The 18,504-nt window shown below is 40.1% G+C and carries 16 protein-coding genes and 1 pseudogene; 13 read left to right on the top strand and 4 right to left on the bottom strand.

Going from position 1 to position 18,504, the window contains the following annotated elements; translation table 11 throughout:
- Nucleotides 1-466 (bottom strand): FAD-dependent oxidoreductase (locus IQ264_RS16250; RefSeq protein WP_193981836.1); only part of this gene is annotated, 466 nt, incomplete at its 3' end.
- Between the two features lie 294 nt (nucleotides 467-760).
- On the opposite strand from IQ264_RS16250, the gene IQ264_RS16245 reads away from it, so the two are divergent.
- The 5 genes from IQ264_RS16245 to IQ264_RS16225 all read left to right on the top strand — a co-directional run bounded on the left by IQ264_RS16245 (nucleotide 761) and on the right by IQ264_RS16225 (nucleotide 3,566).
- Nucleotides 761-1,063, top strand: coding sequence for a UPF0175 family protein (locus tag IQ264_RS16245; protein ID WP_190467712.1), 303 nt, complete (start codon nucleotides 761-763; stop codon nucleotides 1,061-1,063).
- A complete protein-coding gene (locus tag IQ264_RS16240; RefSeq protein ID WP_193981835.1) occupies nucleotides 1,056-1,430 on the top strand; it encodes a type II toxin-antitoxin system RelE family toxin in 375 nt (124 codons plus the stop codon). The genes IQ264_RS16245 and IQ264_RS16240 overlap by 8 nt, the downstream gene beginning before the upstream one ends.
- 255 nt (nucleotides 1,431-1,685) lie before the next feature.
- On the top strand, nucleotides 1,686-2,354 hold the full coding sequence (locus IQ264_RS16235; RefSeq protein ID WP_193981834.1) for a hypothetical protein: 669 nt from the start codon (nucleotides 1,686-1,688) through the stop codon (nucleotides 2,352-2,354).
- A gap of 224 nt (nucleotides 2,355-2,578) precedes the next feature.
- Nucleotides 2,579-3,079 carry a hypothetical protein gene (locus tag IQ264_RS16230; protein ID WP_193981833.1) on the top strand — a complete coding sequence of 167 codons (501 nt, stop codon included), beginning with the start codon at nucleotides 2,579-2,581 and terminating at the stop codon, nucleotides 3,077-3,079.
- Nucleotides 3,080-3,230: 151 nt separating this feature from the next.
- Nucleotides 3,231-3,566 (top strand): hypothetical protein, encoded by a 336-nt coding sequence (locus IQ264_RS16225; protein WP_193981832.1) that lies wholly within the window; start codon nucleotides 3,231-3,233, stop codon nucleotides 3,564-3,566.
- 34 nt (nucleotides 3,567-3,600) lie between these two features.
- On the opposite strand, the gene IQ264_RS33455 is transcribed toward IQ264_RS16225, so the two are convergent.
- Both IQ264_RS33455 and IQ264_RS32995 read right to left on the bottom strand, forming a co-directional pair.
- Nucleotides 3,601-3,726, bottom strand: coding sequence for a hypothetical protein (locus IQ264_RS33455; protein ID WP_265583054.1), 126 nt, complete (start codon nucleotides 3,724-3,726; stop codon nucleotides 3,601-3,603).
- Between the two features lie 71 nt (nucleotides 3,727-3,797).
- A pseudogene (locus IQ264_RS32995) lies at nucleotides 3,798-3,914 on the bottom strand (RNA-guided endonuclease TnpB family protein); the annotation flags it as partial.
- Nucleotides 3,915-4,312: 398 nt separating this feature from the next.
- Between IQ264_RS32995 and psbB the strand changes: the two are divergent.
- The 8 genes from psbB to IQ264_RS16180 all read left to right on the top strand — a co-directional run bounded on the left by psbB (nucleotide 4,313) and on the right by IQ264_RS16180 (nucleotide 13,794).
- Complete coding sequence (gene psbB, locus IQ264_RS16215; protein WP_193981831.1) at nucleotides 4,313-5,848, top strand: photosystem II chlorophyll-binding protein CP47; 1,536 nt, start codon at nucleotides 4,313-4,315, stop codon at nucleotides 5,846-5,848.
- Nucleotides 5,849-5,978: 130 nt separating this feature from the next.
- The gene (locus IQ264_RS16210) at nucleotides 5,979-6,074 is read left to right on the top strand and encodes a photosystem II reaction center protein T (RefSeq protein WP_073594306.1); all 96 of its coding nucleotides are present in this window, start codon (nucleotides 5,979-5,981) and stop codon (nucleotides 6,072-6,074) included.
- Nucleotides 6,075-6,342: 268 nt separating this feature from the next.
- A complete protein-coding gene (gene nrdR / locus IQ264_RS16205) occupies nucleotides 6,343-6,906 on the top strand; it encodes a transcriptional regulator NrdR (protein WP_193981830.1) in 564 nt (187 codons plus the stop codon).
- 390 nt (nucleotides 6,907-7,296) lie between these two features.
- Complete coding sequence (locus IQ264_RS16200; protein ID WP_193981829.1) at nucleotides 7,297-8,430, top strand: 30S ribosomal protein S1; 1,134 nt, start codon at nucleotides 7,297-7,299, stop codon at nucleotides 8,428-8,430.
- Nucleotides 8,431-8,721: 291 nt separating this feature from the next.
- Nucleotides 8,722-9,462 (top strand): HAD family hydrolase, encoded by a 741-nt coding sequence (locus IQ264_RS16195; protein ID WP_193981839.1) that lies wholly within the window; start codon nucleotides 8,722-8,724, stop codon nucleotides 9,460-9,462.
- A 385-nt stretch (nucleotides 9,463-9,847) separates the two neighbouring features.
- A complete protein-coding gene (locus tag IQ264_RS16190) occupies nucleotides 9,848-10,927 on the top strand; it encodes a glycosyltransferase family 4 protein (protein WP_193981828.1) in 1,080 nt (359 codons plus the stop codon).
- Nucleotides 10,928-11,043: 116 nt separating this feature from the next.
- Entirely contained in the window at nucleotides 11,044-12,393 is a 1,350-nt protein-coding gene (locus IQ264_RS16185; RefSeq protein WP_193981827.1) for a glycosyltransferase family 4 protein, read from the top strand.
- A 264-nt stretch (nucleotides 12,394-12,657) separates the two neighbouring features.
- Complete coding sequence (locus IQ264_RS16180) at nucleotides 12,658-13,794, top strand: DUF3102 domain-containing protein (protein WP_193981826.1); 1,137 nt, start codon at nucleotides 12,658-12,660, stop codon at nucleotides 13,792-13,794.
- A 241-nt stretch (nucleotides 13,795-14,035) separates the two neighbouring features.
- Here the strand turns inward: IQ264_RS16180 and IQ264_RS16175 are convergent, their stop codons facing one another.
- Nucleotides 14,036-18,487: a PAS domain S-box protein gene (locus tag IQ264_RS16175; RefSeq protein WP_193981825.1), complete on the bottom strand. Its 4,452-nt coding sequence runs from the start codon at nucleotides 18,485-18,487 to the stop codon at nucleotides 14,036-14,038.
- Nucleotides 18,488-18,504 lie beyond the last annotated feature (17 nt).

Raw genomic sequence — 18,504 nt, 5'->3', positions numbered from 1 at the left:
GAATTACTGCTTTACATCCAAATGCCACACCGAAGTAAGTTTCAACCCCAATTATTTCTTCGTTTTTCCCCAAAACTAAATCCGTTACCATGCCTTCGCGGACTGTCAAATTGGGTTGGTTTTCGACAATTCGCTTCATTACTGCTGCATATTCTCGCTTATCTGTTTGTGCGCGTAAAGCCCAAACTGCTGGCCCTCTAGAAGAGTTTAGCACTCGTTTTTGCAGGTAAGTGCGATCGGTCATTTTGCCGATTTCGCCCCCAAGTGCATCGATTTCGTATGTTAATTGAGACTTCGCTGGCCCACCCACTGCGGGGTTACAAGGTTGCCAAGCAATTTTATCAAGATTAAGGGTTAAAAGTAAGGTACTACAACCGAGTCGTGCGGTAGCAAGTGCAGCTTCACAACCGGAGTGTCCTGCACCAACAACAACAATATCAAATTCTTTTTGGAATTGTACGGACATAAAGGGTTAAGTGCGATCGCGTTAGCGTAGCGTAGCCATATCGAAGTCAGGGTTTGAGTAGCAAGAACTCATTAGTTTATTGTAGCGGTTAAAATTTAAGTGCAGATGTGTTGATTTGGCGATCGCATTGTATCCTTCTAGTTAATACGACCGCCCGTTCTTGTAAGTCAGATTGAAGGATGAAACCCAACACTCATCATTACTTTTCTACTCAAACCCTGGTGCGATCGCTTTCCTTGAAGGTGTCAGCGAAGATGGGAAATAACAATCATTAAATTCAGTGAACTCAAAACCATGCAAATTACCATCGACCTCCCTGACAATCTATCCCTCACAGAATCAGACCTGCGCCGAGAAGTTGCGATCGCGCTCTTCCAGCAAAAAATCTTGCTCATCGAGCAAGCGGCTCAAGTCATTGCGATGGATGTAGACGATTTCTACCAAATCCTCGTCGATCGAGGTATCCTCACCCCCCCAAGCGACCCTGACGACGACCCCAATGAACTCATCCTTGCTCATTTGCGGATCTCTTTACAACAAGCCAAAGAAGGCAACTTGAAGCCCGTCTCTGAACTCTGGGACGGCATTGATGACTGACGCTCCATCCATTCAAATCTTAGTTACCCCCGATTTTCAAGGACAACTTCGCAAGTTAGCCAAACGGTATCGCAATATCCGGTCTGATCTACAACCGCTGTTCGATGACCTCGAAAATGGTAACTGTCCTGGCGATCAAATTTCTGGCACGACCTATACCGTTTTCAAAGTCCGCGTCAAAAATAGCGACATTCAAAAAGGCAAAAGTTCAGGCTATCGAGTCATTTATCAATTGCGAGACAACATCTGCATTCTGCTTGTCACGCTCTATTCCAAATCTGATGAAACTACTCTCACAGCTAGTGAAATTCGCGAAATTATCGATCGCTTCAATGAACCCATCGAACCTCCTGTCCAAGGAGATTGAACTTCGTGTTACCTTACCTACTGATTCACAAGCAAGAATGTAATAAACTAAACTGATAATTAACAGATAAGATGTTTGAAATTTTATTATGAGATGGCGAAAAGTGAGTTTTCCCAAAGCAGGCAGAAAGGTTATTCGTGGGCGTACAATTCTAGATATCATCACGTATAGAATAAACATCTATTAAGAGGTCAAGATTACCTGTGGAGAGCGATGGAACTTTTAATATAAATTTAAATATAAAAGGAGTTTTTAATGACGAAGAAATGGATTTTATATGACAAAAATGATAGGCAAGTCACTTGGCCAGCTTGCATTAAAAATTTGTCACCTGTTAAAAACACTTTAGGAGCGGAATTGCCATCATGGATAAGGCAGGCTTTCAATGAAGAGGGCATTTTTAATGAAGAAGAAATGATTGTTCCGATTCGCCCGATTTCAGTTTTAGGAAAGTGTAGTACAGCCAAATACATTAACTGTCCAAATATGCCTAAGCATCACATAGAAAATGCTAGAAATTGGGCTAAATATGAGCATAGAGGGAATCTAGCACAATATCTCGATCGCATTGGAAGGTATTTCTGGTTTGATTTCGATCTTATTAGCTCGGATGGAACGCTACTAAAACTACGGATGGTGTTTAATAGAGGCGATGCTGACTGCAATGATGGTATGTGGGGGGCAGTTTGGAGACGCAATACAGGGGAGCTTATTGCAGACATTATGAGTACTGGTGATATGGAAACAACAATAGCTGTCTCAAAGAAATACATCGATCTGTATAAACCTTATAATATTTGGATTCCTCTTTTTTTCAACTACAAATACGCCAATAATTTAGAAGTGGAAAAACTTGTAGGCTTAGCAATTAAAATTTGTTTTTATCCGGAAGCCGAGGTTAATGATACTGGATTCATTTTGTAAGGTTGAAAGTAAACTGTCTAAAAATCAATACACCTGAAACAGATTTTGAGTGCGATCGCTGCCAAGGCTACATCGGGTAATTGGAGATTAGTGTTTGAAAGTTTGAAATCTAATTTTGCGATCGCATCCCATTCTTCAACTTATTCCTTTAGAGAGAAGAAAGTTTTAGAACCCCTGCCTTCCCAAACCCCAAATGACCCCCCTTCAGTTTGTAGGTATTAAATATGAAATATCTGTTGACTATTTTATTAGCATTCAGTTTTGTAATTATAAATGCGGAAATTGCCAGATCTGAGTTTAAACAACCCACTGCTATTTCGAGAATGTTTCCCCCTGAATTAACTAAATCGATTACTGTGTCAGGAAGTTTATCTGCTTACCAATTTAATACCTATAGAGAACCAACAGTAGCCATTTATCCAAAAAAACTGGAATTGAATATGGTTTACAATGGAATAGATGATGAAAATTGGCCTTATACAAGAATTTTAGCTACACTTTTAAATAATGTTTGTCAAATCAAAGATACCAACTTTTCGACAAATTTAATTGAGCAAACCTATCGTTCTCGATCGCTCACTCCTGCTGTAAATTTGGGTGGTAATGCGGGAACGAGTGTTTCAAAGCGACAAAGTGCGACTCGTAATGGTTGTTTAGTTAGTGTTGAAGTTAAAGGCGCTCGGTGGCATACAATTACAACTACGATCGCTCCAGCTAGAAAGTAAAATTGACTACGTTATTTTGGTCAGAGTGCATTAACCAGCAATTAGAGTTTGAAAAATTCTCTGGGTTAGCCATATAATCAAAACGCCTTGTCGGGAATAACTCCTGCGATCGGGCAACATCCAGTTAAGTTAACTCATACAAAGAATATCAGTGAAATATTTTTTTCTTTCTGATGGTTGGACTTATGGGCGCGTGTGGTCGTCTGAGGGACTGTGGAACGACGCTACTTGGCGACGCAAACCTCACATTCAACGCTTAAACCTTTATTTTCTTGAGCAAAACGAACAATTGTGGCTATATCGGGTCGAAGATGCCATTTTAACTGTAGAAGTCAAACCTGTAGCCGCAGAACAAATTGAACGGGCAGCGGGTGCGATCGGTCAAGTAGTACTCAAACGATTGATTAGCGGCGACCAAGTTCTAGAACGGCTGAGTGCCGCCGAAACAGTTTGTCAAGTAAAAAATATTCAATCGGTCGTATTTTGACACTCCCTGCTATAAATAGACGAGGATTCTTGGCTCAATGAGTCTGCTTGCTTGTTTGTGTCACCACAAGCAAGTAGAGGTCGTTCTCTCCCCAAGCGTTAATTCCGGCGTGTCCCGCCGTATTTATCTGAATTCCTACTTGCTGCAAAGCCTTAGCCAAAATGTTTAAAGCCGCATTGTGGTCACGGTCTAATACTGTGCTGCAACTACAAATATGAGTCCTAACTGATGATGATCCATCCAGTACCTCAGAGTTTTGTTTCGGATAAATTGAGCAGTGCGGCTCATCTCATCAATAATCCGATACTGCTGCGGCTTACCTTTTAACTTAAACTCTAGTACTATCATCAACCAAAAATATCATGATTTATGAGTAAAGATTACTATAAACTATTCCAAGATGAATAAATTCATCTATTCGCTTATCTTCTCTGCCTAAAAGACAGGGGCTTTACGCTTCACGCTTCGTAACCTACACTTAAAACTGTAACTTGGGGAGTGAACCTAGCTGTGAGTCCAAGTACTGTCAACAATACAGCGCCTAGATTTGCTTGCAATAGGCACCATCAAAAGTTACACTTCTTTAAATACTCTCATTTTGTTAAACTCACTGTTAAACTGCCCAAGGTATCTTAATTAAAGGCAACTTGATTGAGATTTCCTGGACAGCCGCAGCAAACAAAACCTTAACAAACTGCACAAAAGTTCGTTGATCCGACATCACTCATCGAGGAGGAGCGTAGTCAATGGGACTACCCTGGTACCGAGTACATACAGTCGTCCTGAATGACCCAGGCAGATTGATAGCTGTACACCTTATGCACACTGCCTTAGTGGCAGGTTGGGCTGGTTCGATGGCCTTGTACGAACTAGCGATTTACGACCCCAGCGACCCCGTTCTTAACCCTATGTGGCGGCAGGGTATGTTCGTCATGCCCTTCATGGCACGCTTAGGAGTAACGGACTCTTGGGGCGGTTGGAGCATCATCGCTGACAAAGCAAATATTAATCCAGGTATCTGGAGCTTTGAAGGTGTTGCTGCCGCTCATGTTATTCTGTCTGGTTTGCTGTTCCTAGCTGCCGTTTGGCACTGGGTTTACTGGGATTTGGAACTTTTCAGAGATCCCCGTACTGGCGAACCTGCGCTTGACTTGCCAAAAATGTTTGGCATTCACTTGTTCTTATCTGGTCTACTTTGCTTCGGTTTCGGTGCTTTCCACCTCACAGGTCTATTTGGCCCTGGAATGTGGGTTTCCGATCCTTATGGCATAACCGGGCACGTTCAACCCGTAGCACCAGAATGGGGGCCAGCAGGATTTAACCCCTTCAACCCTGGGGGCGTTGTGGCTCACCACATTGCGGCTGGTGTTGTAGGTATTATTGCTGGTTTATTCCACTTGACAGTTAGACCACCGGAAAGACTCTACAAAGCTTTACGGATGGGGAACATTGAAACCGTTCTTTCTAGCAGTATTGCGGCGGTTTTCTTTGCTGCCTTTGTGGTCGCTGGTACTATGTGGTACGGCAATGCTACTACACCGATCGAACTATTTGGCCCCACCCGTTATCAGTGGGATAAGGGTTACTTCCAGCAAGAAATCCAACGTCGTGTCCAAGCTAGTGTAGCTGATGGTGCGACTCTGGTTCAGGCTTATGAACAAATTCCCGAAAAATTGGCCTTTTATGATTACGTAGGTAACAGCCCAGCTAAAGGTGGTTTGTTCCGCGTTGGCCCAATGAACAACGGAGATGGTCTGGCTCAAGCATGGTTAGGTCATCCAGTATTCAAAGATGGTGAAGGTCGCGAATTAACTGTTCGCCGCTTGCCTAACTTCTTTGAAAACTTCCCTGTGATTCTGACTGATAAGGATGGCATTGTTCGTGCTGATATTCCTTTCCGTCGTGCTGAATCTAGATACAGCTTTGAGCAAGTTGGTGTAACTGTCAGCTTCTACGGTGGTGCGCTTGATGGCAAGACTTTCACCGATGCTGCTGATGTGAAGCAATATGCGCGGAAAGCTCAATTGGGCGAACCTTTTGAGTTCGATCGCGAAACTTTAGGTTCTGACGGTGTGTTCCGTACCAGCACTCGCGGTTGGTTCACTTTTGGACACGCTGTATTTGCGCTATTGTTCTTCTTCGGTCATATTTGGCACGGTTCTCGTACCATCTACCGTGATGTATTCGCGGGTGTCGATCCCGACCTGTCTGAAGAGCAAGTGGAATGGGGCTTCTATCAGAAAGTGGGTGACAAGTCTACCCGCCGAGATCAACCTATCTAATCTCTTGTTTGAAGACTTTTGATTAAGGTCTAGCGACTAACTAATTTAATTTATTTTGTTAGGGCGTTAGACCTTCCTCTGTTAGTAATTGGTAAAATCTTAATTGGCAGGATAGTCAGGATTTTTTGATATGGAAAGCATTGCTTACGTTCTCATCTTTGCTATTACTTTGGGCGTGCTGTTCTTTGCGATCGCTTTTCGGGAACCTCCCCGGATCGAAAAGTAATAACTCTCCCGTCTTGTAACGGTTACAGTTTAAAATTGGCAACAGCTGTTACCCAACTGGTTATTTAAGCAAAACCAGAAAAAGTGGTGACAGCTGAATTTGCTATTTTTACTAAAGGCTTAGTTTTGTGTCAAAATCTCGATTAAGGGCGATCGGTTAATCAGGGTTTAATTTGCATTTTTCCCCATCTTTGTTCCCGATCCGGAGATGCACTTTAAATCACTATTAGCTATACCAAGCTTTTTTAAGTATAAAAGGATTTTACAAAATGCGCTGTCCTTTCTGTAATAACCCAGATAATCGTGTGCTGGAGTCACGTTCAGCAGAAGGCGGACAAAGTATTCGCCGTCGTCGAGAATGTCTCTTATGTAAGCGTCGCTTTACGACTTATGAACAAATTGAATTTGTTCCGGTGACAGTGATTAAGCGAGATGGGAGACGAGAAGGTTTCGATCGCTCTAAACTATTACGGGGGATCGTCCGGGCGTGCGAAAAAACTGGCATTCCCCAAATGCGTTTAGAAGCACTTACAGATGAGGTTGAAACTGAATTGCAACAGCGAGAAGTGCGGGAAGTTACCAGCAATGAAATTGGTGAATTAGTTTTGGATAAACTCCGCTATTTAAGTGAAGTAGCTTACGTGCGCTTTGCTTCGGTTTATCGCCAGTTTCGCGGCATCGCTGATTTTATTCATACCTTAAATCAACTCCGCAACGACAATATTACAACACACAGAGAAGGAATATCCACAACCAATACTCCAAGTGCGGAAATGTCTGGTTTAAGAAATGAGGAAATCGAAAAAGCTGTAACTTTTATCGCCCATTCATAAATTGAGTGAAGTTTTCGATCGAGGAGATATTCTGTGCTGCTATCAGTCTCAGCAGTTACACAGAAAGTATTTTGCTATATCTATTGCAAGAAAGCAGAAGGTAAAAGGCTATAAGGCTACAAGGGTTTGAGCTGCTTTTATCTGTTTTCAACTGATTGGTTATTTGTGCGGCGTAGAACTAAGAGTAAATCCAAGAAAATAGTAAAAACTAGTTTCAGAGGCGCTAGTTAGGATAGAATGATATGTCTGGACTCTAAATCCCCTTAGCTGGAACTGCTAAAATATGAGATTTGGAGGGGTGAAGGTGTAAACGGCACATTAAAAACGTGCGTATACATCGACAGGAGGCGTAATTTTTCTAAAAACTAACAAGGACAAGGTTCGATTCGCATGGTCAATCAGAAAACAACAACTGCCGATATTGGTTTTACTCTCGACGATTTTGCTGCTCTACTCGACAAATACGATTATCACTTCAATCCTGGTGATATTGTAGCTGGTACTGTATTTAGTATAGAGCCGAGGGGCGCTCTGATTGACATAGGTGCTAAAACGGCAGCTTATATTCCGATTCAGGAAATGTCGATTAACCGAGTAGACGCTCCTGAAGAAGTACTGCAATCCAACGAAACTCGCGAATTCTTCATTCTTACAGATGAAAATGAAGATGGACAATTAACTCTTTCGATTCGTCGCATTGAGTATATGCGTGCTTGGGAACGGGTGCGCCAGTTGCAAGCTGAAGATGCTACAGTGCGTTCTCAGGTTTTTGCTACTAATCGTGGTGGTGCGTTAGTTAGAATTGAAGGGTTACGTGGTTTTATTCCCGGATCTCATATTAGTACCCGTAAGCCTAAAGAAGATTTGGTAGGGGAAGAATTACCACTAAAATTTTTAGAAGTAGATGAAGACAGAAATCGTTTAGTTCTCTCGCATAGACGCGCCTTAGTTGAGCGGAAGATGAACCGCTTAGAAGTCGGTGAAGTGGTAATTGGTTCAGTACGTGGTATTAAACCTTATGGTGCTTTTATCGATATTGGTGGTGTGAGTGGGTTGCTACACATTTCGGAAATTTCTCACGAACATATCGATACGCCTCATAGTGTGTTCAATGTCAATGATGAAATTAAGGTGATGATCATTGACTTGGATGCGGAAAGAGGGAGAATTTCGCTTTCTACTAAGCAATTAGAACCAGAAACTGGGGATATGATCCGGAATCGCGATCGCGTTTACGAAATGGCTGAAGAAATGGCGGCGAAGTATCGCGAACAGCAACGGGCGAAGTTGCTGGGTGAAGTTCCTCCAGCAGCAGAAACGGTTGCTCCGGCTGAGGTTGTGGAAGCGGTAACTGCGGAAGAAGATATTCCGCCTGCTGAGGAAGAAGTAGAAGCGGTTGCGGAAGAAGATATTCCGCCTGCTGAGGAAGAAGTAGAAGCGGTTCCAGCTGTTGTCGGGGCTGTGGATAAAACTGAACCAGAAACGGTTGCAGAAGCAGCAATACCTTCAGCTGAAGACGAGTAATTGATTAAAAAAATAACAAAAAACACAGAGGGAAGCACCCTCTTTTTTTGTGTTGAAGGGAACAGGGAAGAAGAAGTGGGGAGATAGGGAGATGGGGGATGAGGGAAAATATAGCAGAAGGCAGAAGGGAAAAGTCGTAAAACCAAGGGTTCTAGCCCTTCATTCTGGCTTAACCGCCCTGACGGTTGCTATAATTTAATTAACTACCTCTTCAACTGAGTTTTCTTCCCCACCTCCCCTACTGTTTCTATCAACAATTTAAATGAATCAATGGCTTAGGAGAGAAATATGGTGGTAACTATCCGTTGTGGAGAAGTAATTTTTCCTGAGATTCGGGGGATCATTTTTGATAAAGATGGGACTTTGGAAAATTCCGAGGAGTTTTTGCGAAATTTAGCCCAAAAGCGATCGCGCTTATTGGATGCTCAAATTCCTGGAGTTGGGGAACCATTGTTGATGGCGTTTGGTGTTGATGGCAATAAAATCGATCCGACTGGTTTAATGGCAGTGGGAAGTCGGCGGGAAAATGAAATTGCGGCGGCGGCTTATGTGGCAGAAACTGGTAGGGGGTGGATGGAAGCTTTGGCGATCGCAAGTCGCGCTTTTACAGAAGCAGATCAACACTTCCAAAATGCTGCACCTTCACCTTTATTTATAGGAAGTTTAGAAGTTTTGCAATTACTTTCCCAAGCTGGCTTAAAATTAGGAATTCTTTCGGCTGATACTACAACAAAAGTGCAGGCATTTGTCCAAAGATATCAGCTAACTGATTATATTCAATTAGCAATGGGAGTTGATCGAGGCCCCAGTAAACCAGATCCGATTTTATTTTGGCAAGCTTGTGAAAAATTAGGAATAGAACCTGGTGCTACTTTAATGGTGGGTGATGCTGTCAGTGATATTGAAATGGCGCGTCAAGCTGGTGCTGCTGGTTGTATTGGTATTTGTTGGGGTAACTCAAAAGCAACTCATTTAGCAATGGCAGATGTAACTATTGGACAGCTAGATGAACTTGAAGTTCTCAGTTGCTAATAAGTAAATTTTATCTCGGTAATTTAGCTTATTTTCAGTTATTTTATGAAGTTGGTTGACAGCAATTCTTTGATAACTGTTTGAGAAAAACGATCGCTGATTGTGGCGTAGGAGTTCTCGATTTTTTGCGTCAAGTCTGGTCAATCTATCTTCTGAGAGAGTCAAAAAATTAAAGAATCTTTTTTTTAGTTTCCGTCTAGAGATGGAGTAACAACTATCTGAGACAACGATAACATTTGCATAACAGTTAGACAAGCTAAAGGCAATTTTATTTATCAGTCAGCAGTCTGAAGATTCTTATGAAATAAGCATTCTGCTCACTAAAATTTAGCAAAAAAGCTTGCTCTAGATGATTAAATTTACTGTTAAGCGCAAGGAGAGAAAAATGCGAATAGCTCAAATAGCACCTTTATGGGAAAGAGTTCCACCTCCAGCTTATGGAGGTATTGAATTAGTAGTAGGGCTCCTTTGTGATGAACTAGTCAAAAGAGGACATGAAGTAACTTTGTTTGCTTCTGGAGACTCAATCAGTTTAGCTAACCTAGAGTGGGTTCATCCTCGTGCTTTGCGCTTAGATGAAACAGTAAAAGAGTATAGCGTTTATGAGATGTTAAATCTCAGTCTGGTGTATGAAAAAGCTTCTGAATTTGACATAATTCACTCTCATGTAGGTTGTGCAGCTTTACCTTTTGCTAAGTTAGTAAAAACGCCAACAATTCATACTTTACATGGCACTTTTACGCCTGATAATGAAAAATTGTTTACTCATGCTCACCAGCAACCTTATGTGAGTATTTCTGATGCTCAAAGGGAAACTCGGTTAAATCTTAACTGTGTAGCCACAGTTTATAACGGCATTGATGTTAACACTTACAAGTTTTACGATAAACCTCAAGCTCCACCTTATTTAGCATTTTTGGGGCGTGTTTCTCCCGAAAAAGGAACCCATTTAGCCATTGAAATTGCTAAATGTTCTGGTTGGCAATTAAAGATTGCGGGTAAGGTGGATGTAGTCGATCGCCTATACTTTGAGCAAGAAATCAAACCTCACATTGATGGCGAACAAATTCAGTTTATTGGTGAAGCTAACCACGCCCAAAAAAGTAAATTAATGGGTAATGCAGCAGCGACACTTTTCCCGATTACTTGGCGAGAACCTTTCGGATTAGTAATGATTGAATCAATGGTAACGGGAACACCTGTAATCGCCATGAATATGGGTTCAACTTCTGAAATTATTGCTCATGGTAAGACAGGTTTTCTCTGTAATAGTGTAGAGGAATGTGTAGCAGCAATTGAACGTGCTACTCAACTCGATCGCTATACTTGCCGTCAGCACGTAATTGACAACTTTAGCGTGCAGAAAATGACTTCGGGTTACGAAGCAGTTTATCAAAATATTTTGGCAGAACGGTTCGTCCAAAATGGTCATTCTCGTCCAGTAAAAAGAATGCAATTTGTATAAAACTCAACATTACATAACCACCTAAAATTTAGGTGGATTTTTTAATTTCAACAGAGCATTTTGATAACAAGTTATCGCCAGGGTTGATTTACTGGAAAGTTGCAGGAGAAAAGGATATGTCACAGCTGAATAGACAACCGATCGCTATAATTTCCGATCACGCCGATCCAGCAGCAGAAGTGGTAAAACAGGATGTTGGGGGACAAAATGTTTATGTGCGAAACATCGGAGAAGCATTAGCAAAGTTGGGTTGGCAAGTTGATATGTTTACCCGCAAAGTTAATCCCAACGATGCCAAAATTGTGCAACATTCACCTCACTGTCGCACAATTCGCTTGTCAGCAGGGCCGGAGGAATTTATTCCTAAAAATGAATTATTTGCATATATGCCAGAATTTTTGGAAGCTTTTCTCAAATTTCAAAATAAAGAAGGCACAAATTATCCTTTAGTGCATACAAACTATTGGCTTTCTGGTTGGGTTGGCTTGCAATTGCAAGAATTACGTAATATTCAATTGGTACATACTCATCACTCATTAGGTATAGTCAAGTACCAAGCTGCTGGTTATCAACCGCCAATTGCTAAAACTAGATTAGGAATAGAAAAACAAATTTTAGAGCAAGCAAATTGTGTAGTTGCTACCAGTCCTCAAGAACAAGAAGCTTTGCGAAAATTGGTTTCGGAAGCAGGGGAAATTAAAGTAATTTCTGGCGGTACAGATATTAGTAACTTCCGGTTATTATCTAAGACGGAAGCCAGATTAAAATTAGGATTTGACCAAACTGAACATATAGTTTTGTATGTCGGCAGGTTCGATCCTCGTAAAGGTGTGGAAACATTGCTGCAAGCTTGTGCAAATTGTCAGGCAAAAAGTTTGGGAAATTTTCGGTTAGTAATTGCTGGGGGAGAAGATCCACACTCAGAAGGCGATCGCGAAGATGAGAGAATTAAACTTTTAGCTCAAAAATTAGAATTGACTGAAAATATCCTATTTACAGGACGTTTAAATCATGATATTTTGCCCTTTTATTATGCCGCAGCCGATGTTTGTGTGGTTCCTAGCTATTATGAACCTTTTGGTTTAGTGGCAATTGAAGCTATGGCTTGTGGTACACCTGTAGTAGCTTCTAATGTTGGTGGCTTGAAGTTTACTGTAATTCCCGAAGAAACAGGCTTATTAGTACCACCTCATGATGTTGCTGGTTTTGCGGCTGCAATTGACCGGATTTTAACCGATGATGTTTGGGCGAAAAAAATACGGAAGCAAGCTTCGCTTCGAGTGAGACATAACTTTAGTTGGGCTTATGTAGCAGGACAGTTGAGCGATCTTTATCGTTGCTTATTGGCTAGGTCAATTATGAATGAACAACTGTGGCATTTACATTTACCAACTCATTGGTCAACTAATGCTTCTAATGTAGAGGTTTCCCCAGTTCGATCGACAAAACTGGGTAAAGTCTCTTAAATTTTGGGAGTTGAGGAGTCGGGAATAGTGAGTAAGAGTTACCTATTCGCGACTCCAGTGTTATTAAGAAGTATTTTGTTTCTCGATCGCCTTTTTTGTGATATTTTGTGATGTTTAGTGATAAATTTCACAAAAGTATAACTTTGTTGATGAAAGTGTATTGAAAAATATCCGACTCTAGACAGAGGAGAATACTATGTTAGATGTGCTACAAGAGAATTTGATACATACATCAGCCAATTCAACTTTATTTTAGAGTAGCCAATGCCAGCCTCAGCGCAATCTTCACTGCAAAAAGTGTTCGATTACACTATGCTTGATGCAGAAACCAGTTTATTCATTCAAAAACAAACTGGGGAAATTCGGGCGCTCATGAAGCGCACTGCACAAGACATCATCGAGATCGGACAGAAGTTGATTTTAGTTAAGGAGAAACTCGCCCACGGCAGATTCTTAGATTGGATAGCGGCAGAATTTGAATGGAGCTATCCCACTGCGGCGAGATTTATGCAGGTAGCTAATTCGTTTAGTAAAACTTATCAAATTGACAGGTTTGCTGCATCTGCCTTATATGTCCTAGCGGCACCTTCAACGCCAGCAAGTGCGCGATCGGAAGCGATCGCTCGTGCGGAAGCTGGGGAACCGATAACCTATACGATCGCCAAAGAAATTAGGCAAAAACATACTTTACCAGGCAATAAATCTAAAACCGAATCAGTTCAAACAATTCAAACAATTCAAACAGTTCAAACAGTTTCTCCATTAAAAGCTGTTCCGGTTATTTTACCTGCCAATGAATCACGTCCTAGAGTAGAAATTGTAGCTACTCGTCCAGCCAAAGAAGCAGTTCGGGTTCTCAAGAAAGAAAAAGAAGCAGAATTGCCGGAAATTAAACGAGTAATTCCCATTTCTGTAACACCATCAACAACAATAACAATAGCATCCCAGCCTATTTCTCAACCATCTTCAACTGTTGTCAAACGCGAATCAACAGGAATTTGGTGGCAATTAGGTAGAAGACATTTACTGTATTGTGGCGATCCTAATTCCGCAGAATTTACTCAGAAAGTTCCTCATCATGCGGGATTATTATTAGGTTTTCCGGCAAGCAAAGATTGGCAGTCTGCAATTCCAGCCGAAAATCGGATTATTGTTACGAAAAACTTACCGCAATCTAAAGATGTTCGGCTCTTTGAAGACACTTTAGAATCAATTATTTTGCTTTACACGGAATTGGGAGAAACAATAACTGTTTGTTTCTTGCCTTATCCAGAAATTCTCTCAACAATTAATCGTTTAGATCGCCTTGCCATATTTGCTGAACCAGATCCTAAACGAGTCAATGAAATTATTACTGATTGGAAAGCTGGTGGATTGAAGGCAGAAAAAATTGATTTTTGAAATTTTTCTTTTTTCTCAAGGGTGCATTTCATTCAACTAGTGCCGCAATGCCTGTATCAACCAAGCATTCAAAATCTTAACTAAAGCAAGCAGACTCCCGTTATACTGACGGGTTAACGGGAAAGTAGTTTTCACTCATATCTTGCTCCAGTCAGGAGGTAGAACCTCTCAAGAACTCGTTTCCAGGTTGAACCTGGGAACGAGAAATAGAGGTTCCGCTCAGGAGTGCAAGATATCAGTTTCAGGGCAAATTATGTGAATCTTTAAGGTATATTTCAGTTATTTTAAAGATAATATCTAACCGAAAATTATCTACTAAATCTTTTAAAATATTTACCAAATTAATGTAAGTTTCCGGGATTTCCTGAGCTAATTCTAGAATTAGTTGATCGTCTACTGCGGCAGCAGCTTGATGTAATTTTCCGATCCATTCTTGAGACATTACCTTTAACTCTTCTGGTGTTAGAATTAGAATTTGGGAATGGTCAGGAATTGATTGCGAATTCTCCGCATAAATGTAGCGTAAATCCAAATATTTAGCAATTTTTTCTAATAAAACTTCTGAGCGAAAAGGTTTAGGCACCAAGTCATCACATCCCGCCTTTAAAATAGCTGGTTGCTGTTCTTCAAAAACACTAGCAGTAAGAGCAATAATGACTGTGTTTTTTCCTTGAGGATGAGCTTTGATCCGTCGAGTAGCTTCATAGCCATCCATGACTGGCATTCGCATATCCATCCAAATCAGATGGGGTTGCCAACTTTCCCAAATTGTAATAGCTTCTTGACCATTTTCAGCTTCTCGCACCTCGAATCCTAAAGGTACTAATAATTTGACTAGTAGTTGGCGATTCTCTTTGATATCCTCAACCACTAATATCCGATAAATTGGTTGATTTGGTTCTAAAGATATAACTTGTCGAGTATTTAAACTAATGTTTGTTGTAGTTTCAGGTGCTAACTTGGCAGAGATATTAAAAGTAAAAATAGAACCAATACCTAATTGGCTTTCGACAACAATTTCACCACCCATTAGTTTGATAAATTGTTGACTAATAGCTAAACCTAAACCAGTTCCTTGTCCTGTTTGGCGACCTGTTTGGGTTTGAGAGAAAGGTTGAAACAATCTGGTAATTTCATCGTGAGCAATTCCTGGCCCTGTATCTTTGATTGTAAACATTATTGGCATTGCTTCTGTTTCCTGGGCTTCTAATTGCGCTAAAAAAACTGTTAAAGTTATATAGCCAGTATCAGTGAATTTAATGGCGTTACCTAATAAATTAAGCAAAATTTGACGTAATTTACTTTCATCTGTTTGGATATTTTGGGGGACTTCGGGAGCAATTATAAAGTTCAGTTCTAAGCCTTTTTGTTGAGCTTTTAACTGAAACATATCTTTTAATAATTCCAGCATTTGATGTAAATTAAAACAACTTTCGTTTAAGATAACTTGTCCTGATTCAATTTTAGCCATTGATAAAATATCGTTAATTAGGTTGAGTAAATGTTCGCCGCTACGGTTGATAATTTCTAAATGTTCTCTCTGTTCTGGTGAAACAGAATTACTCCGCACCATAATTTGGCTAAATCCTAAAATTGCATTTAAGGGTGTACGCAATTCATGACTCATTTTGGCGAGAAACTGACTTTTAGCATAGTTGGCAGCATCGGCTACTTCTTTTGCTTTCATTAGTTCTAAAGATTGCCTTTGTGTTTGAGAGAGTAGTTCGGCTTGTTGTAAGGCGACTGCTAATTGAGTTCCGATTTGGAGTACTACATTAATTTCTGATTCTTGCCATTGTCTGGGGCGATAATTTTGATAAACTGCTAGTAAGCCCCAGAAGTGATTCCCAGAAAAAATTGGCACCGTTAAATAAGCTTTGGATTGAAATTTTTCTAAAATCTCAATGTGACAATTAGTAAGTTCGCTTTGATAGATATCGGCTACGGCTAAATAATTGGCGGTGTGGTTTTCTAGATCGTGTTGATTTAATTTTTTGATGACACATTCTTCTTTCTTTAAGGTACAAGCTGTTAGTTGAGGATTTTGCTGTTGTACTTCTAACAAAGAAATCCAACCATCTGCTACTGATTCAGAGACAAATTCTCCACTACAATCATCATGAAAGCGATAAATGGTGACGCGATCGCAATCTAAAAGTTGTCGCAATTCAGTGGTTGTAGCACTGAATATTTCCGGCAATTCTAATGTTTGGCGAATTTTTTGAATTACTTGTGTGAGTGCTTGTTCCCGTTTGGCGCTTTCCCGTAAAGCTTTTTCTACCCGTTTCCGTTCTGTAACTTCCACCACAACCGATCCGACGCTGCGAGAATTTCCATCTTCTCCAGGAATGGGAAATAAAGACACTATCCAATCTCGTAAAACTCCTGGTTGACTGGGAACTTCTCCCCTAATTTCTAAGTTAAGTGCTGCTTCATCTTTGGTTAAAACTTGCTGAAATAATGGAACTAAACTAGGGGCTACTTCAGGTAAGATTTGGTAAAAGTTTTTGCCAATATGTTCTGATGTAGGTAAGCCATTAATTTCTGCTAATTGTTGGTTGATTTTTACATATCGCAATTCTTCATCTACAATACATAATCCTACTGGTGCTGAGTAGAAAAAGGCATTGAGTAAAGCTTCTCTGAAGGCGAGTTTTTGCTCTAAGGTTTTGCGATCGCTAATGTCTCTTCCTTCCGCAATTAATAAAGTTACCTCTCCTTGTTGATTACAAATTGGACGTAGGGAAAAATCAATGGTGACTGTTTGGTTATCTTTACCAATTACATCTACTTCATAACGCATCAAAGCTCCCGCTGCTGCGGCTGCGATCGCCAATTTTAACTCGGATTGGGTTTCTGGAGAAATTGTCCACCATTTAGTTTCCCAAAATAGTTTATCTATGACATCCTCTCTAGCGATTCCCGCAAAATCTAGAGCCGTTTGATTAATTTCTAAAATCATCCCATCGGGTTGCAATAAACCTATGAATTGAATTGCTTGATTGAAAATAGCACGGAATTTTTCCTCACTTTCCCGCAAAGCTATTTCTGCTTGCTTGCGTTCCGTAACATCCATTGCTGTGCCATATAATTGGATGACTTCTTGGGCATCATTAAAAATAGCTTCTCCTCTCCCTTCAATGTAACGGATTTCACTATCAGGACGAATAATTCGATATATTTGTGTGTAAGATTTTCCGGTCTGTAAACTATCAGTAACTATTTGATACCAAACATCACAATCTTCTGGATAAATTAATTGTTTATGTTCGTCAAATGTTGGTTCTGGGTTGGTAGGATCTAACCCAAAAATGTGGAATAATTCTTCCGACCATGTAACTTTTCTTTGAAATACATCAAATTGCCAACTGCCAATATGAGCGACTCTTTGAGCAGTTGCTAAATTAGTTTTACTCTCTTGTAATGCTTGTTCGGCAAATTTGCGATCGCTCACATCAAATAATACACCGTACCAAATAATATCACCATTGTTTCGTCGTTCTGGTTGTGAGTTTGCTTGCACCCATTTCAACTTTCCCGAAGGTGTAATAATCCGCCATTCATGAGAAAAAGGTGATAAGTTTTGGCGACTAATAGTGACAGCTTCTTCGTAGCTTTGGCGATCGTCTGGATGAAAAGCATCGAACAAAATTTGTGGCTCTTCTAATACTTCTTCATGCGTAAATTCGTAAATTTCTTCGATCGCCGGACTTATATATTCCAAACTGATACCATCATGGGAATTTATTACAAATTCATAAACTGCTCCTGGTATATTAGCGACTAATGTTTGGAAGCGTGCTTCGCTTTTTTCCCATGCGTGTTCTGCTTGTTTACGAGCGGTAATATCTCTCGCTACCCACAGCACAGAATTATCTGAAAAGGGGGAAATACTAATACTAAACCAGAATTCTTGTTGAAAAAAACTTATTTGACGATCAAAATTAATTATTTGATTTTTCATTAATGATTCTTGAATCAGACTTAATAAATTTACTGAATTGTTATCGCAATAATTTAAATTTTCTAATATGTATTCAACTAATTCATTACTATTAGGTAAATTCGTTAAATTAGTGGGAAAAATTTCCACATCTTTTACCTGACCTTCTGCCAGATTAATAACCATCAATAAATCGGTCATTGCTGCAAAGACTCTACGCAGCTTTTGTTCGGAAGAAAGGACTTTTTCTTCGGCTAAGTTACGATGATGAATAGTATTTTGTAATTTGTCATTTAAAATCTTTAATTCTCTGGCTTGCTGCTCAATTAAATTTTGTAATTCAGTAAGCTTTTGATTAACTTCTTTGGTATTGATGGCTTCTAGTAAGCGATCTTGAATACTTTGCTGAGTGATTATACCAATGAAATTACCTGTTTTACCAACTACAGGTAAATAATTAATTTGATGTTTACGTAATAAAGAAGTGACCCCAAACAAATCTGTTGTGGCGGTTTCATTAATGGTAATTAACTCTTTACTAATGACAGAATCCAGAGATAAGTTACTCAATTGAATACCGGAAGCGGTTAATTGTATTATCTCTCGTTCTGTGAATAAGCCAACTATAGGACTTTCTGGTTCAGTGTTAGCCAATACTACCAAATAGTTAGTAGAATTTTGGCTCATTAATGCGATCGCTACATCTACTGTAGTGTCTGCTGTAATAGTTAAAGGATGATAATTGATCATTGAACTATTTTCTTGGT

It is taken from the genome of [Phormidium] sp. LEGE 05292 (assembly GCF_015207735.1).
Classification (GTDB): domain Bacteria; phylum Cyanobacteriota; class Cyanobacteriia; order Cyanobacteriales; family Aerosakkonemataceae; genus Floridanema.
This window is presented reverse-complemented; position numbering and strand designations above follow the sequence as displayed.

Coding starts and splice junctions, on each gene's coding strand:
- IQ264_RS16180 (WP_193981826.1), top strand. CDS start 12,658: ATGCCAGCCTCAGCGCAATCTTCACTGCAAAAAGTGTTCGATTACACT.
- IQ264_RS16185 (WP_193981827.1), top strand. CDS start 11,044: ATGTCACAGCTGAATAGACAACCGATCGCTATAATTTCCGATCACGCC.
- IQ264_RS16175 (WP_193981825.1), bottom strand. CDS start 18,487: ATGATCAATTATCATCCTTTAACTATTACAGCAGACACTACAGTAGAT.
- IQ264_RS16245 (WP_190467712.1), top strand. CDS start 761: ATGCAAATTACCATCGACCTCCCTGACAATCTATCCCTCACAGAATCA.
- IQ264_RS16210 (WP_073594306.1), top strand. CDS start 5,979: ATGGAAAGCATTGCTTACGTTCTCATCTTTGCTATTACTTTGGGCGTG.
- IQ264_RS16240 (WP_193981835.1), top strand. CDS start 1,056: ATGACTGACGCTCCATCCATTCAAATCTTAGTTACCCCCGATTTTCAA.
- IQ264_RS16200 (WP_193981829.1), top strand. CDS start 7,297: ATGGTCAATCAGAAAACAACAACTGCCGATATTGGTTTTACTCTCGAC.
- psbB (WP_193981831.1), top strand. CDS start 4,313: ATGGGACTACCCTGGTACCGAGTACATACAGTCGTCCTGAATGACCCA.
- IQ264_RS16230 (WP_193981833.1), top strand. CDS start 2,579: ATGAAATATCTGTTGACTATTTTATTAGCATTCAGTTTTGTAATTATA.
- IQ264_RS16235 (WP_193981834.1), top strand. CDS start 1,686: ATGACGAAGAAATGGATTTTATATGACAAAAATGATAGGCAAGTCACT.
- nrdR (WP_193981830.1), top strand. CDS start 6,343: ATGCGCTGTCCTTTCTGTAATAACCCAGATAATCGTGTGCTGGAGTCA.
- IQ264_RS16190 (WP_193981828.1), top strand. CDS start 9,848: ATGCGAATAGCTCAAATAGCACCTTTATGGGAAAGAGTTCCACCTCCA.